Origin of the sequence: Streptacidiphilus sp. P02-A3a (assembly GCF_014084105.1) — a bacterium.
Classification (GTDB): Bacteria; Actinomycetota; Actinomycetes; order Streptomycetales; family Streptomycetaceae; genus Streptacidiphilus.
In genome coordinates, this window is the sequence record NZ_CP048289.1 from 5,253,163 (window position 1) to 5,267,683 (window position 14,521).

At 76.2% G+C, this 14,521-nt stretch carries 14 protein-coding genes; 8 read left to right on the forward strand and 6 right to left on the reverse strand.

Annotation, left to right across the window (positions count from 1 at the left end; all coding sequences use genetic code 11):
- The first annotated feature begins 8 nt into the window (after window positions 1–8).
- The 4 genes from GXP74_RS22690 to GXP74_RS22705 are packed head-to-tail and all read left to right on the forward strand — an operon-like array spanning window position 9 to window position 6,064.
- Complete coding sequence (locus GXP74_RS22690; RefSeq protein WP_182453081.1) at window positions 9–1,223, forward strand: thiopeptide maturation pyridine synthase; 1,215 nt, start codon at window positions 9–11, stop codon at window positions 1,221–1,223.
- Complete coding sequence (locus tag GXP74_RS22695) at window positions 1,220–2,530, forward strand: SagB family peptide dehydrogenase (RefSeq protein WP_182453082.1); 1,311 nt, start codon at window positions 1,220–1,222, stop codon at window positions 2,528–2,530. The genes GXP74_RS22690 and GXP74_RS22695 overlap by 4 nt, the downstream gene beginning before the upstream one ends.
- Window positions 2,527–3,987 carry a hypothetical protein gene (locus tag GXP74_RS22700; protein WP_182453083.1) on the forward strand — a complete coding sequence of 487 codons (1,461 nt, stop codon included), beginning with the start codon at window positions 2,527–2,529 and terminating at the stop codon, window positions 3,985–3,987. Before GXP74_RS22695 ends, GXP74_RS22700 begins: the two co-directional genes overlap by 4 nt.
- On the forward strand, window positions 3,980–6,064 hold the full coding sequence (locus tag GXP74_RS22705; RefSeq protein ID WP_182453084.1) for a TOMM precursor leader peptide-binding protein: 2,085 nt from the start codon (window positions 3,980–3,982) through the stop codon (window positions 6,062–6,064). Before GXP74_RS22700 ends, GXP74_RS22705 begins: the two co-directional genes overlap by 8 nt.
- Before the next feature lie 19 nt (window positions 6,065–6,083).
- Here GXP74_RS22705 and GXP74_RS22710 read toward each other — a convergent pair whose 3' ends face one another.
- Window positions 6,084–7,169: an ROK family transcriptional regulator gene (locus GXP74_RS22710; RefSeq protein ID WP_182453085.1), complete on the reverse strand. Its 1,086-nt coding sequence runs from the start codon at window positions 7,167–7,169 to the stop codon at window positions 6,084–6,086.
- 55 nt (window positions 7,170–7,224) lie between these two features.
- Between GXP74_RS22710 and GXP74_RS22715 the strand changes: the two genes are divergently transcribed.
- Window positions 7,225–8,274: a Gfo/Idh/MocA family oxidoreductase gene (locus GXP74_RS22715; RefSeq protein ID WP_182453086.1), complete on the forward strand. Its 1,050-nt coding sequence runs from the start codon at window positions 7,225–7,227 to the stop codon at window positions 8,272–8,274.
- Entirely contained in the window at window positions 8,271–8,765 is a 495-nt protein-coding gene (locus tag GXP74_RS22720; protein ID WP_182453087.1) for a heme-degrading domain-containing protein, read from the forward strand. Before GXP74_RS22715 ends, GXP74_RS22720 begins: the two co-directional genes overlap by 4 nt.
- Before the next feature lie 41 nt (window positions 8,766–8,806).
- On the opposite strand, the gene GXP74_RS22725 is transcribed toward GXP74_RS22720, so the two are convergent.
- Window positions 8,807–9,394: a TetR/AcrR family transcriptional regulator gene (locus tag GXP74_RS22725; protein ID WP_182453088.1), complete on the reverse strand. Its 588-nt coding sequence runs from the start codon at window positions 9,392–9,394 to the stop codon at window positions 8,807–8,809.
- Between the two features lie 70 nt (window positions 9,395–9,464).
- Here GXP74_RS22725 and GXP74_RS22730 point away from each other — a divergent pair, with 70 nt between their 5' ends.
- Together GXP74_RS22730 and GXP74_RS22735 are read left to right on the forward strand one after the other, a co-directional pair.
- Window positions 9,465–10,286: a class I SAM-dependent methyltransferase gene (locus tag GXP74_RS22730; RefSeq protein WP_225448120.1), complete on the forward strand. Its 822-nt coding sequence runs from the start codon at window positions 9,465–9,467 to the stop codon at window positions 10,284–10,286.
- A gap of 171 nt (window positions 10,287–10,457) precedes the next feature.
- On the forward strand, window positions 10,458–12,104 hold the full coding sequence (locus GXP74_RS22735; protein ID WP_225448121.1) for an MFS transporter: 1,647 nt from the start codon (window positions 10,458–10,460) through the stop codon (window positions 12,102–12,104).
- A gap of 12 nt (window positions 12,105–12,116) precedes the next feature.
- Here GXP74_RS22735 and GXP74_RS22740 read toward each other — a convergent pair whose 3' ends face one another.
- The 4 genes from GXP74_RS22740 to GXP74_RS22755 form a co-directional block, all read right to left on the reverse strand.
- Window positions 12,117–12,458 carry an iron chaperone gene (locus tag GXP74_RS22740; protein ID WP_182453089.1) on the reverse strand — a complete coding sequence of 114 codons (342 nt, stop codon included), beginning with the start codon at window positions 12,456–12,458 and terminating at the stop codon, window positions 12,117–12,119.
- A 167-nt stretch (window positions 12,459–12,625) separates the two neighbouring features.
- On the reverse strand, window positions 12,626–13,426 hold the full coding sequence (locus GXP74_RS22745; protein WP_182453090.1) for an AraC family transcriptional regulator: 801 nt from the start codon (window positions 13,424–13,426) through the stop codon (window positions 12,626–12,628).
- Complete coding sequence (locus tag GXP74_RS22750) at window positions 13,423–13,866, reverse strand: DUF2000 domain-containing protein (RefSeq protein WP_182453091.1); 444 nt, start codon at window positions 13,864–13,866, stop codon at window positions 13,423–13,425. Before GXP74_RS22750 ends, GXP74_RS22745 begins: the two co-directional genes overlap by 4 nt.
- A 108-nt stretch (window positions 13,867–13,974) precedes the next feature.
- Complete coding sequence (locus GXP74_RS22755) at window positions 13,975–14,517, reverse strand: YceI family protein (RefSeq protein WP_182453092.1); 543 nt, start codon at window positions 14,515–14,517, stop codon at window positions 13,975–13,977.
- Window positions 14,518–14,521 lie beyond the last annotated feature (4 nt).

A 14,521-nucleotide genomic window follows, 5' to 3' on the forward strand; every position in this document is an offset into this window, starting at 1 on the left:
GACTTGCCATGGCACAGACACCGCTGCCGACGGAGACGGCACAGTGGCGCGCGGCCCACATCGCGTACTTCGGCGACGGCACCGACCAGTTGCTGCTGGACGCGGTCCGACCGGTCATCGAGCGCTGCGCCGGTCAGGTGCGGTCGAGCTACGTGCTGCGGCACTGGCGCCGGGGCCCGCACCTGCGGCTGGTGTTCCAGGCCGAACCGGCGGTCTTCACCGAGTTGGTGGAGCCCGCCGTGGCCGAGATCATCGGCGGGTACCTGCGGGAGCACCCGTCCACCGGCCCGGCGCCGGACGAGACCGCCCTGCTGCCGATGCACCGCCGTCTCGCCGAGGCCGAGCGCGAGCCGGGGCCGCTCTCCCCGTTCTACCCGGACAACTCGATCACCTGGGCCGAGCACGACCGCCGGATCGAGGTGCTCGGCTGCCCGGTCGGCGCGGACGAACTCGCGCTGTTCTACGACCGCACCAACGGGCTGCTCTTCCAGCAGCTGGAGGCGGTCGCCGCCGGGGTACCGCGCGAGACGCTGGCGCTGCGGCTGATGCTCGCCACCGCGCACATGCTCTGCCGCCATCCGGAGGACGCCTCGATCCGGCGCGGCTTCGTCTCCTTCCGCTCCCACGCCGAGGGCTACCTGAGCACCGTCGGGCCGCAGGTCCGGCAGGCCTTCGACCAGCGCTACACGGCCAACAGCGCGGTACTCACCGCACAGGTCCGCGCGGTCGTGGCGGCGTTCGACCACCCCGCCGCCGACACCGCCCCCGAGCCGGGCGGCGCGCAGGGCGCGGACGACGCGGCGCTGCGCCGCTGGGTCGCGGCGATCGACCCGCTCGGCGGGCGCTGGACCGAGCTGTACCTGGCCGGGGAGATCCCCGAGGCGGAGATCCCGGACGACGTGGAGAACGGCATCGGCGATCTGCTCGCCAACAGCCCGATGCACGAGGCGATCGCCGGAAACGTGGCGTACAAGCAGATGATGTACCGCGATCCGCGTTTCCTGCGGTACCGGCTGATGCTCAACTACACCTACCTCCACCTGTCCCGCCTCGGTATCCCGGGCCTCACCCGCTACCTGCTCTGCCACCTCGCCGCGAGCGCGGTGGAGGAGGTGTACGGCGTGAGCGCCCTGGAACTGGTCCTGGCCACCGTCTCGGCCTCGCCGAACGAACCGGTCCCGGCCGCCCCCGAGCCGCTGGAGCCGCTGGGGCCGCGCGGATGAACTCGGAAGCACCGGAGCCGGACCCGGCCGAGTACCTGGGCCCCACCGAGACCGGCGGGGCCGCCGCCCGCCGCTACCACGCCCGGTACGGCAGCGTGCTGCCCGCGATCGACCTGGCCGCGGGCAACACCGCGCCCAGGCACCACCCCGGGGCTCCGCTGGTCCGGCTGCCGTTTCCCCCCTTCGCGTCGGCCCCGACGGCCGGGCCCGAGAGCCTCGGTCGGCTGCTGGCGCTGCTGTACGGGGTGACCAGGATCGACTGGTCTCTCGCGGGCGTCGCCGGCAACCGGCCGGTGCCCTCCGGCGGGGGCGCCTACCCCGGCGAGGTCTACCTGGCGACGGCCGCCGGTCTGCACCACTACCTGCCGACCACCCACGCCCTGGAGCGCCTCTCCGGCGCGGACCTGCGCCCGGAACTGACCGGCTGCCTCGCCGAACCCCCGTCCCAGCAGCCGGAGTTGATACTGCTGATCACCGCCCGCCAGGACGCCAACCTGGCCCGGTACGGCCCCTTCGGCCACCGCTTGCAGGCCCTCGACACCGGTGTGCTGGCCGGTCAGGCACTGACCCTGCTGGACTCGGCGGGGGCGGCACCGGCGGCGCACACCCACTTCGCGGACCAGCCGCTGAACCGGCTGCTCGGCCTCGACCCCACGGCCGAGAGCGTGCACGTGGTCGTCACCTCCGGCTCGGCGGCCGACCTGGCGCCCACCCGCGCGGTCCTGGACCGCCGCTCCGCCCGGTCCGGCTTCGAGCCGACCGCCGTCCCCTCGGCGCAGCTGGCCGAGCTGCTGGACCGGGCCGCCCTCCCGGTGCCGCTGGACCACCCCGGCGGCCCCGGTGCCCACGGCGCCGCCGCCGAGCTGTACTGCGTGGCGGGCCGGGTGTCCGGGCTGGATCCCGGCTGCCACCGCCGGGATCCGGGCTCGGGCGAGCTCCGGCTGACGGCCCCGGGTACGACGCCCCGCGACCTGTACCCGCCCGGCGGGCCCGGCGAGCTGGCCGGGTTCGAGGCCGCGTGCGCGGTGCTGGTCGTCGGCGACTACGAGCAGGGGTATCCGCTGTACGGCGACCGCTGGTACCGGATGCTCAACATCCGCGCCGGGATCGTCGGCCAGCGCGTCGGCCTGGCCGCCGCCCGGGCGGGCCTCGGCGCGGGGCTGCGCTGCGACTTCGTCACCGAGCGGACGGACGCCGCGCTCGGCGCCCCGCCCGGCCGCACCGCGCTGCTCAGCGTGCTCGTCGGCCGCGAACGCGGCCACGGAGCACCGTCGGACCCGTTGATCCTCGTCGGAGGCCATCCTTGATCCCGCTCGACCACGCTCCTCGGCTGCGCCCCGACGTGTTCCTGGTACCCAGTGGACGCGGCACCGGCTACGTCCGTTCCAGTCACGGGACGGACCTGATCGCCGCGCCGGGGATCGCCGCCTGGCTCGACCGACTCGCCCCGTTCCTGGACGGCACCCGGACGGTGGCGCAGCTGCTCGACGGCCTGGACGACGCCCGCCGCCCGGTGGTGCACGGCGTCCTGGACCGCCTCGACGCGCACGGCCTGCTGGAGGACGCCGCGGATCCGGGTCCGGCCGGGCGGGCCTCGGCGTACACGGCGCTGCGGGTGCTGCTGCTCGCGGCCCCGTCCGTCGGCCCGCTGCTCGCCGACGCGCTGCGGCTGACCGGCGTCGGCGAGGTCACCGTGGTCACCGACCAGGACCGGGCCGAGGCCGCGGCGGGCAGCGGGCAGTACGACGCGCTGCTGCTGCTCACGGCCGCCGCCGACCCCGACCGGGTCTCCCGGCTCGACGAGCTGTGCCGCCGTCACCGGCTGTGGTTCGCCCCGGCCGTCGGTGACGCCGACGCCTGGTGGATCGGGCCGATGCTCGCCCCCGGCCCGGGCCGCCCCGAGGGCGGCTGGCTCGGTGCCTGGCTGCGCCTGCACGGCAGCGCCGCACCCGCGTGCGCGCCGCAGGGCTTCGATCCCGCCGGGAGCGTCGAGGTGGCCGCGTCCCTGCTCGTGCACGGGTTCCAGCACGCCCTGACCGCCGATGCCCGCGCCGCCGAACCCGACCGCCTGGTCCGGCTGGATCCGGCCGCGCTGACCACCGGTCGGCACCACTACCGGCCGCATCCGGCGGCGCTGGCGGCGGCCCCGGAGGGTGAGGCGGAGTTCCGCGCGAAGATCGAGGCCCTGCGCACCGGACCGGTCCTTGACCCGGAGGAGTTCTCGCGGCGCGCCGCCGACTGCGTCGACCCGCGGGCCGGGCTGATCGCGGCGCTGGACGAGGAGGGCCTGCCGCAGTTCCCCCGGCGCGCCTGCACCGCGCTCGTCCGCGACCCGGCCGCCGGTGGGACCGAGCACCGCGTCTACGGCACCGGCGCGGACTTCACCTCGGCGCGGGTCGGTGCCGCCCGGCGGGCGCTGGCGGTCTACGGCCAGTCGGCGGCGGATCCCCGCCGGTACACCCCGACGCCCGCCGGTCCGGCGGTGTGGGGCTGGTGCCCGGAGACCGGTGCGGTCCAGCTGGTCCCGGCGGCGGCGGTCTACGGACGCGGTCGGCGCGCGCCGCGCGGCCTCGGCTCCGGCGGCACCCTGGCCGAGGCGGTCGCGGCGGCCCGCCGCGACCTGCGCGGCAGCGCCACGCGTGGCCCCGGGACCATCCCCACCCTGATCGTCCCGCTCGATCACGACCCGGCCGCCACCCGGGTCCTGCCCTACCTGGTGCGGGCCGTCCCGCAAGCCGTGAAAGCCGTGAACGCCGATGCCTGAGACCGCCCTGCTCCCCGATGTCCGCCTGCGCCACGACGGCGGCCTGCTCGGCCTGGCCCTGGCCCAACGGCTGGCGGCCGCGCCGCCGTTGCCGGGCTTGTCGGCCCCGGTGCGGTTGCTCGCGGCCGACACCGCCGACGCCGGGGCGGCCCTCGCCGACACCCTGCGCGCCGAAGCGACCGAAGCACCCAGAGCATTCAGAGCACCTGAAGCACCAGAAGCACCCGAAGCACCAGAAGTGACCGAAGTGACCGGAGCGACCGGAGCGACCTGGGCCACCGGAGCGCCCGGCGCCCCCGGGGCCTGGCTGCCGGTGGTCGCGGAGCTCGACCGGATCGTCATCGGTCCGCTGGTCCGCCCCGGGCTGCCCGGCTGCGACCGCTGCCTCGCCGCCCGCCGCGCCGGGGCGCGCGCGGACGCGGCCGAGGACGCGGCGCTCCGCGCGGCCTACGGGGACCGGCTCTCCGGCCGGGTCTCGCCGCTGCTGACCCCGCTGGCCGCCGCGCTCGCCGCCACCCTGACGCTGCGGGCGGTCTCCGACGGAGCACCGGCCACGGCCACGATGATCCGGTTGAGCGACCACCGGATCAGCCGTCACCCGTTCCTGCCCGATCCGCACTGCCCCCACTGCGGCGGCCTGCCCGAGGACTCCCCGGCGCTGGCCACCGTCGCCCGGGCCGCCCGGGTCAAGCCCGACCCCGCCGTGCTGCGCGTCCGCGACCTCCGCACCGAGGCAGCCGCGCTGGAGGCCCGCTACGTCGACGACGAGACCGGCGTGATCAAGGGCCTCCAGCCGCGCGGCCTGCACGCGGTGCCCTTCGCCGAGGCGAAGGTGGGGCCGCCGGAGTCGGTCGACGGCGGCTACGGCCGGGCGCTGGACTTCCGCAGCGCCCGGGTCACCGCCGTCGCCGAGGCGCTGGAACGGCTCGGCGGTGGTCGCCCGGGCGGCAGGCGCACCCACGTGCGGGCCTGCCACCGCGAGCTCGCCGCCCGGGACCCGGAGGGCGTGCTCGACCCGGCCAGCGTCGGCGGCCATGATCCGGACCGGTACCGGCAGTCCGGTTTCCCCCTCCAGCGCTACCACCCCGACCTGGTCATGCCCTGGGTCTGGGGCTACTCGCTCACCCGCGAGCGGCCGGTCCTGGTGCCCGAGAGCCTGGCCTACTACCGGGTCGGCAGGCACACCCCGCAGGACCGCGCCTTCGTCTCCGAGATCTCCAACGGCTGCGCGCTCGGCGGCTGCCTGGAGGAGGCGGCGCTGTACGGGCTGCTGGAACTCGCCGAGCGTGACGCCTTCCTGGTCACCTGGTACGCCCGGATGCCCGCGCCCGCCGTCGACCTGCACAGCGCCCGTGACCGCAGGCTCGGCCTGCTCGCCGACCACATCCGCGAGCGCACCGGCTACCGGGTCGAGGTGTTCGACGTGACCGGCGCGGAGGGCATCCCCAGCTTCTGGGCCGCCGCCAGGAACACCGGGCCGGACAGCGTGGACCGCCCCAGCGTGCTCTGCGCGGGCGGCTCCGGCCTTGACCCGGAACGCGGCATCTTCGGCGCGCTGCACGAGCTGATCACCGCGATCGAGGCCTATCAGATCATCTATCCGCAGCGCCACGCGGACGCCGCGCGGATGCGCGAGGACCCGGAACTGGTCCGGCTGATGGACGACCACGCGCTGCTGTACTGCGACCCGCTGGCCGCGCGCCGCCTCGACTTCCTGCTCGACCCGGACGGCCGGGGCCCGGAGGCCCGCCCGCGCCGGGACCTCCGCGAGCTCACCGAGCAGTACGCCTGGCCCCGCCACACCGACCTGCGCGCGGACCTGGACGAGCTGGTCGGCCGCTTCGCCGCGAACGGCCTGGAAGCGATCATCGTCGACCAGACCACCCCGGTCCACGCCGAGTCCGGCCTCTCCTGCGTCAAGGCGCTGGTCCCCGGCCTGCTGCCGATGACCTTCGGCCACCACCTGCGCCGGATCGACGGACTCGACCGGGTGCTCACCCTCCCCCGCACGCTCGGCCGGACCGACCGGCCGCTGACCCCGGACGAGGTCAATCCGCACCCCCACCCGTTCCCCTGACCACCGCCCGCCGGGGGCGTCAGTCCAGCACCGCGCCCAGCACCGCCCCCAGCGCCTCGCCCGCGCCGAACCACGGACCGAGGACCAGCCCGGCCGCGCCCAGCGCGACCGCGCGCTCACCCGCCCGGGCCACCGTCACCTCGACCGCCTGCCAGTCCGGGTCCGGCGTCCGCGCGCGCAGCGCCGCCGCGACCCGGGCCCGCCAACGCTCCGGATCGGCCAGTACCGCCCGGCCGCCGAGCACCACCTGGTCCACGTCCAGCAGCCGGAGCAGGTTCGCCACGCCCACGCCGAGCAGGTCCGCGGCCAGGTCCGGGCGGTCCGCGTCGAGCGCGGCCCGGCACAGGGCCTCCAGGCAGCCCCGGCTGCCGCAGGCGCAGCGCGGCCCGGCCGGGTCGAGCACCTGGTGGCCGAACTCCCCGGCGTTGGTGCGGGCCCCGCGCTGTACCCGGCCGCCGAGGACGAGGCCCGCGCCGAGCCCGTCGTCCAGGTAGACGAAGGCCCGGTCGGCGGATCCCGGCTGGCTGAGCACGCCCGCCGTGGTGTCCTTGTCGACGGCGACCGGCAGGTCGAGCCTGGCGGCGAGTTCGTCGCCGAGGGCGACGCCGTCCCAACCGGGCAGGCCGGTGGCCTGGTGCAGCACACCGGTGCGCTGGTCCAGCGGTCCGGGGCAGGCCACGCCGACGCCGAGCACCCGCTCGCGCGGCACCTGCGCGAGCACCGCCTCGATCCGCGCCGCCAGCAGGTCCATCACCTCGGACGGGGTCCAGCCGCGCTCGATCGGGGCCGAGGCCGCGGCGGCGACCCGGCCGCCGAGGTCGACCAGCAGCACGGTCAGCGCGGTGCGTCCGAGTTGCGCGCCGACCGCCCAGCGGGCCTGCGGTACCAGGCTGAGCAGGGTGCGCGGCTTGCCGCCGGTCGGTCGGCCGCGCCCGGACGGGGTGACCAGTCCCTCCTCGGTGAGCCGCCGGACGATCTTGCTGATCGCCTGCGCGGTGAGCCCGGTCGCCTCGGCCAGCTCCAGCTGGCTGGTCTCCCGCGCCGCCCGGATCCGCCGGAGGACGGCGGCGGTGTTGTGGTCGCGGAGGGCGGTGAGGTTGGCCATGCTCCCAGTATGGGCCCGCTTGCGGCTTTATCCACACTGTTGTTTAACTGGGGGCATGGACACTCCCCTGCACCGCGTCGGGCTGGTCGGCTACGGGCTGGCCGGTTCGGCCTTCCACGCCCCGCTGATCGCCACCACCCCCGGCCTGTCCCTGGCCGCCGTCGTCACCCGCGAAACCGAACGCGCGGCACAGGCCCGCGCCGGGTATCCGGGGGTCGAGGTGGTCGACGCCATCGAACAGCTGTGGCCGCTGAACCTGGACCTGGTGGTGGTCGCCTCACCCAACCGGCTGCACGTCGCCCACGCGACCGCCGCGCTGGAGGCGGGCGTGGCGGTGGTCGTCGACAAGCCGCTGGCGGCGACCGCCGACCAGGCCCGGGCCCTGGCGGACCGGGCGGAGGCGCTGGGGCTGCCGCTGAGCGTCTTCCAGAACCGGCGCTGGGACGGCGACTTCCTCACCGTCGCCGAGCTGGTGCGCGGCGGCAGGCTGGGCACGGTGCACCGGTTCGAGTCGCGCTTCGAGCGCTGGCGTCCGCAGCTCAAGGGCGGCTGGCGGGAGCTGGGCGACCCGGCCGAGGCGGGCGGGCTGCTGTACGACCTGGGCAGCCACCTGGTCGACCAGGCGCTGACCCTGTTCGGCCCGGCCACCGAGGTCTACGCCGAGCTGGACTGCCGCCGTCCGGGCGCGCTGACCGACGACGACGCGTTCGTGGCGCTGCGGCACGCCAACGGCACCCGCTCGCACCTGTGGATGAGCGCCGTCGCGGGCGATCTCGGGCCGCGCTTCCGGGTCCTGGGCAGTGACCGCGCCTACGTCGTCCACGGTCTGGACGGGCAGGAGGCGGCGCTGCGCGCGGGCCGGACCCCGGCCGATCCGGACTGGGGGGTGACGCCCCCGGCGGAGTACGGCCTGCTCGGCGCGGGTGCGGACACCGCCGCGCAGCCGACCCTCGCGGGCGCCTACCAGCGCTACTACGCGGGCATGGCCGAGGCCCTGCACGGCAGGGCGCCGGTACCGGTGGACGCGCGGGACGCGGTCGCCTCGCTGACCGTCCTGGAGGCGGCCCGGCGGTCCGCCGCCGAGCAGCGGGTGGTGACCCTGTGACCGCGCGACCGGCGCCGACCACCCCGGAACTGGAGGAGCAGGAGCGGCGGTTGCGGCTGTCGCGGTTCGACAACGACGACGCCTGGCGGCTGGGCTGCCTGCTGGTCGGCCTGGCCCGCGAGCGCGGCCACGCCGTCACCGTGGACGTCCGGCGCGGCGAGCAGCAGCTGTTCCACTGCGCGCTGCCCGGCACCAGCGCCGACAACGACGCCTGGATCGACCGCAAGACCCGGGTGGTCCGCCGCTACGGCGCGAGTTCGTACCTGGTCGGGCAGCGGTTCCGGGACGGCGGCAGCAGCTTCGAGGAGAAGTCGCGGCTCGACCCCGACCGCTTCGCCGCGCACGGCGGCGCCTTCCCGCTGCACGTCGCGGGCGTCGGCGTGGTGGGGACGGTCGCCGTCTCCGGTCTCCCGCAGCTGGACGACCACCTGCTGGTGGTCGAGGGCCTGGAGCGCTTCCTGGCCGACCCCGAGGCACGGCAAGCGGGATAGCCCGGGCCGCGGCGGCGGATCCGGCTCCGGTCGGCCGTCGGTCAGGGCAGCGCCCCGGCGACGACCGATTCCACCACCGTGCGCACCGCGCCGTCCGGCGGCGGGCTGCCCTCGGTCCCGGCGAAGAGCAGGTGGCCGCTGCCGATCAGGGTGAGCGCCAGCGTGTCGACATCGGCTTCCGCCGCGATCCGGCCGCGTTCGCGCTCCGCGCCGAGGTAGTCGGCGATCATCACCGCGGCCTGCGCCAGGACCGGGATGCCGGTCAGCCCGGCCTGGCGCAGCCGGGCCCGCAGGCCGTCCCGGGAGATGACCAGGCCGACGACGGCCACCGCGACCGACTCGAACAGCCCGGTCAGCGCGGCGGTCAGGTTGCCGACCACGCTGCCGCTCCCGGCGGCCTCGCGCAGCGCGGCGGACTGCGCGCCGACCCGGGCGACCCGGGCGAGCACCAGCTCCGCCAGGAAGGCGTCGAAGTCGGCGAAGTGCCGGTGCAGCACGCCCTTGGCGCAGCCCGCCTCGGTGGTGACCGCCCTGCTGGTCAGCGCGTTCGGGCCGTCCCGGAGCAGCACCCGCTCGGCGGCGTCGAACAGCTGCTCGCGCGGATCGCGCATGGCCACTCCGGTCGGCATTCCGCCCGTCCCCTCGCTCGCGCCGATCCGTCCCGTTGACGAGTGGGCGCTTGCCCACCATAGTGGGCGCATGCCCACTCTATCGCCCGAGCCGACCCCGCGGCCCCGCCTGGAACCCCATCAGCACCGGCAGATGGCGGAGTCCTTCGGCGCCGACGCGGAGCGCTACGACCGGACCCGCCCCCGCTACCCCGAGGCCGTGGTGCGCCGGATCGCCGCCGCCGCGCCGGGCCCCGGCCTGCTGGACGTCGGCTGCGGCACCGGGATCCTCGCCCGGCAGTTCCGGGCGGCCGGCTGCCGCGCCCTGGGGGTCGAGCCCGACCAGCGGATGGCGGAGCTGGCGCGGCGGCTCGGGGTCGACGTCGAGGTGGCCGGCTTCGAGGCCTGGGACCCGGCCGGACGGCGGTTCGACGCGGTCGTCGCGGGCCAGGCCTGGCACTGGATCGACCCGGTGGCCGGGGCGGCCAAGGCCGCGCTGGCGCTGCGCCCCGGCGGTCGGCTGGCGGCCCTGTGGAACGCGTTCCAGCTCCCGACCGAGGTGGCGCAGGCGATCGCGGACGCCTGCCGCCGGGTCATGCCCGAGGCGCCGTTCGACTTCCAGGCGATGGTCCGGCCGCCCCTGGACCCGTACCAGGGCCTGCTCGCCAAGGCCGCCGACGGGATCCGGGAGGCGGGCGGGTTCAGCGAACCGGAGCAGTGGCGGCTCGCCTGGCAGTGGCAGTACACCCGGGAGGCCTGGCTCGACCAGATGCCCACCCAGGGCCTGTTCACCCGGCTGCCGCCGGACCGGCTGGCGGAGCTGCTGGTGGCGGTCGGGGCGGCGATCGACGCGATCGGCGGCGGCTTCACCGCCGAGTACACCACGGTGGTGGTGACCGCGGCCCGCGACTGACGCGGCCGGGAAGCGGTCCCGGCGCTCTGCGGTGATCGGGTGGCTTTCGCCGGGGGGAGGCGTGCCCGGCGGTCCGCTGCGGGATACCCGCAGAGTTCACCCGACCCCGCCCGCGCCGCCGCGCGGTGCGGCGTCCAGCGCGCCCGCAGGAAGGGACTGGGACCGACCGCCGTGACCGCCCTGCCGCCCGGCCCCGGAGCGAGGCCGCTGACCGGCCCGCCGGACGTGTTCCGCCCGCCGACGTCCTGGCTGCGGCAACCGGTCGTGGCCTCGGTGCTGCTGGCCGCGTCGCTGCAGACGCTCTGGGCGCTGCTGCTGGCCAACGGCGGCGGCGACATGGCCGCGCAGTACGCCTGGGCCCAGTACGCCTCCGCCCACCCCGGTTCGGCCTACGACCTGTCCTGGTACGGCGGCATGTACCCGGCCTCGTACAGCGTGCTCACCCCGTATCTGATGGCCTGGCTGGGGGTGCGCACCGCGGCGGTGGTCGCCGGGACGCTGTCCGCCGCGCTCTTCGCCCGGCTGCTGACCCGTTCCGGCATCGCCCGTCCGCTGCTGCCCGCGCTGTGCGGCGCGGCGGCGCTGTCGTACGACACCGCGTCCGGCCGGATCACCTTCGGCATCGGGGTGCCGCTGGCGCTCGCGGCCGTGCTGGTCGCGTACGAGGCCAGGGCCGAGCGGGCCGGGGCCACCGCCGCCGGGGCGCTGGGCCTGCTGGCCACCCTGGCCAGCCCGGTCGACGGCCTGTTCCTGCTGGTGGTGGCCCCGGCGCTGTTCCGCACCGGGCGCCGTCCGGCCGCCTTCGCGCTGGCCGCGGGCCCGCCGCTGGTGGTCGCGGCCACCACGCTGCTCTTCCCGTTCTACGGCGTCCAGCCGGACACCCTGGCCCAGGCGGCGCTGGTGGGCGCCACCGTGCTGCCGATCGCCCTGCTGGCGCCACCCGACTGGCGGGCGGTCCGCGTCGGAGCCTGGGTCTACCTGCTCGGCAACCTGCTGTCGCTGGCGGTCCCCTCCCCGGTCGGCAGCAACGTCTCACGGCTGTCGCTGCTGTTCTCGGCCGCCCTGCTGCTGGCGGCGGCCATGGCCGCGCGCGGGCGGCGGGCGGCGGCGCTGTGGCTCGCGTTCGCGTTCGCCCTGGGCTGGCAGAGCTACCAGCCGGTGGGCACCGCCCTGGACACCGCCTCCGCGACCGGCTGGGCCCGGTACGTGAGGCCGCTGACCGCCGAGCTGACCCGGCTGGGCGCGGACCGGGACCGGGTCGAGGTGGTGGCCGCCAGCACGCACGTCGAGTCCTCGCTGCTGGCGCCGTACGTCGAGCTGGCACGGGGCTGGAACCGGCAGATCGACGTGGTGCGCAACCCGCTCTTCTACGACGGCACGCTCGACCCGGCCGGCTACCGCGCCTGGCTGGACACCTGGGCGGTGGGCTACGTGGTGCTGCCCGACACGCCGCTGGACGCCGCCTCCCGGGCCGAGGGCCGGATCGTCGCCGCCGACCAGCCGTGGCTGCGGCGGGTCTGGCGGGACGCGCACTGGCAGGTCTACCGGGTCGAGGACGCGGTACCGCTGGTGTCCCGGCCGTCCACGGTGCTGCTCGCGGGCGAGGGCGAGCTGACGGTACGCGTGCCCGCCGCCGGGCCGGTGCTGCTGCGGGTGATCTGGTCGCCCTGGCTCGGGCTGCTCGACGGCCGCCACGGCTGCCTGGAGCAGTCCGCGCAGTGGACGCTGCTGCGGGCCGACGCCCCGGGCACCTTCCGGATCGGCGCGCGCTACGCGCTCCCGCGCGGCACTCCCTGCCCGGTGCCCGGCGGCGGCTGACCCCGGTCCCGGTCAGTCGTCCAGGGCCGCCCGCACCAGCTCCAGCAGCTCCTGGTCCGGGATCGCGGCGGCGTCCTGCGGGCGCAGCCGGATCGTGCCCCGGCCGCTGGTCAGCGCCGGATGCCGGGCGGCGAAACCGCTGTCCCGGCCCTGCCCCCAGCCGTACAGCGACGCGCCGTGCCTCCACATGCCGACGTGCAGCCGGTGACGGCCGACCCGGTAGGTCGGGATCCCGTACGAGAGGCTCGTCGCCGCCTCGGGGTGGGCCTCCAGGACCAGCCGGTGCAGCCGGTCGAACAGCGGCCGGTGCTCCGGAGTGATCGCTTCGACGTAGTCCCGCAGCTCCTGCTCCATCCCTCCAGTGTGCTGCGCCGCCCGGAGCGCGCCACCGCGCGCGGGCGCGGAAATTCGCTTGCCCGGCCACGCCCGGCCGGGCAGCATCCCGGCTGTGATCCCCCACCTCTGCCACCGCCGCCCGCAGACCGCCGCCACCCGCGCAGAGGATCACCGGAGGCGGGCGGTCAGCCCTGGAACTGGCCCGGGGTCACCCCGGTGTACCGCTTGAAGACCCGGGTCAGATGGGCCTGGTCGTAGAAGCCGACCCGGGGCGCCACCTCGACCGGGGGCAGGCCGTCCGCCAGCAGCGATCGCGCCCGCCAGACCCGCAACTGGGTCTGGTAGGCGTGCGGCGGCATGCCCAGGGCCGCCGTGAACGAGCGGATCAGGTGGTGGACGCCGACCCCGCAGACGGCGGCCAGCTGCTCCAGCGGCACCTCCCGCTCCGGCTGCGCCCGCAGGTAGTCCCGGGCCAGCCGGACCGCGCCGGTCGGCGGGCCGCCCCGGGCCGGTGCGGTCACCTGCCCGCCGGGCAGCGCGGCCAGCGACGCGCCCACCGCGTGCAGCGCCGAGTCCCGGGCGAGCGCCGCGACCTGGCCGGTCAGTGCGGCGTGCGTGCGGGACAGCGCCCGCAGCAGGGCCGGGTCGCGGACCACCCCGCTGCCCAGCCGGGCCGCCGGGAGCGTCCCGTCGAGCAGCCGGTCCAGGGTCGCCGGGGCCAGGTACAGCACCCGGTACCGGTAGCCCGCCGCGTCGGCGGCCCGGCCGGTGTGGGTCTCACCGGGGCGGATCAGGAACGCGGTACCGGCCGGGGCCCGGTGGTCCCGGCCGCCGCACTCGAACGCGGCCACGCCCCGGTCCACCAGCGCCAGCGTCATCCCCTCGTGGGCGTGCCTGGCGTAGACATGTCGACGGAAGTACGCGTGCAGCAGCTCGACCCCCGCGACCGGCGGGCGCCAGAAGACCGAGCGGTCCTCGGCCGTCACGCGTGCATCGTGGCGCCGCGCACCACCCGGTCCACCTCGCGGCGGTCGCCGCGCACCGCGATCCCGGCCAGGCGCAGTTCGCCCGCCGGGACCCCGGCGATGGTGGCGCGGTTGTCCGCGTCGTTGTCGGTCTTGAAGATCGCCTCGGGGTAGACCGCCAGCGAGACCTCCCGCTGCAACGCCCGCTGGTGGATGGTCCGCATCCGCTCCGGGGTGGTGCTGAAGACCAGCACCGGCTGCCGGAACATCGGCAGGTACGCGTTCCCGTCGCCGTCCGTGTAGGGCTCGCCGACGACGCCGTCCACGGTCGCGGCGATGCCGCTGACGGTGAAGGCGGTGACATTGAGCCGCTGCCAGCCCGCCAGGTCGTCCCGCAGCACGACTGCGATCTTGGTGTCCCAGCCGAACCGGGTCGGCCGGCTCGTGCTCGGCGTACTCATGGGGGCTCCCCTGCGGTGCTCGGTGTCGATCCCGGGGCCCGCGCCCCGGACGTCCATCCTGCATCCGGTTCCGCCGAGCTGTCTTGTACGGAATTGACCCGGCGGGGGTCAGCGGGCGGCGACCACGTCCCGGGCGGCGACCACGTCCAGGGTGAGGGTCAGCCGCCGCCCGGCCATGCCCTTCGCCTTGGTCAGGCCGAAGCCGACCCGGTCGACCACGGTGGTGGCGGTCGCGGTCAGCCGTTCCCCGTCCGCCGACACGGAGGTGACGGTCAGTACCGTCGGCAGGGTGACGCCGTGCACGGTCAGTGTCCCGTTGACGGTGGCGCCACCGGCGGAACGAACGGCGCGGTCGCTGTGGAAGACGATCTCCGGGTGGGCGGCGGCCTCCAGGAAGTCCGCCGACCGGATGTGCTCGTCGCGCTTCCGGTTGCCGCTGTCGAAGCTGTCCGCGCGGACGGTCACGTCCACGGTGGAACGGGAGGCGTCGGCGTCGACCGTGACGCGGCCCTCGGCGATGGCGAAGGTCCCCCGGACCGGGACCAGCCCGAACATCGCCCGGGTCACGAACCGGATGGTCGAGGCCGCGGCGTCGATCCGGTACACACCGGGCTCGGGCTCGTTCAGCTGACTGGCGCTGGGACTGGTCATCGGC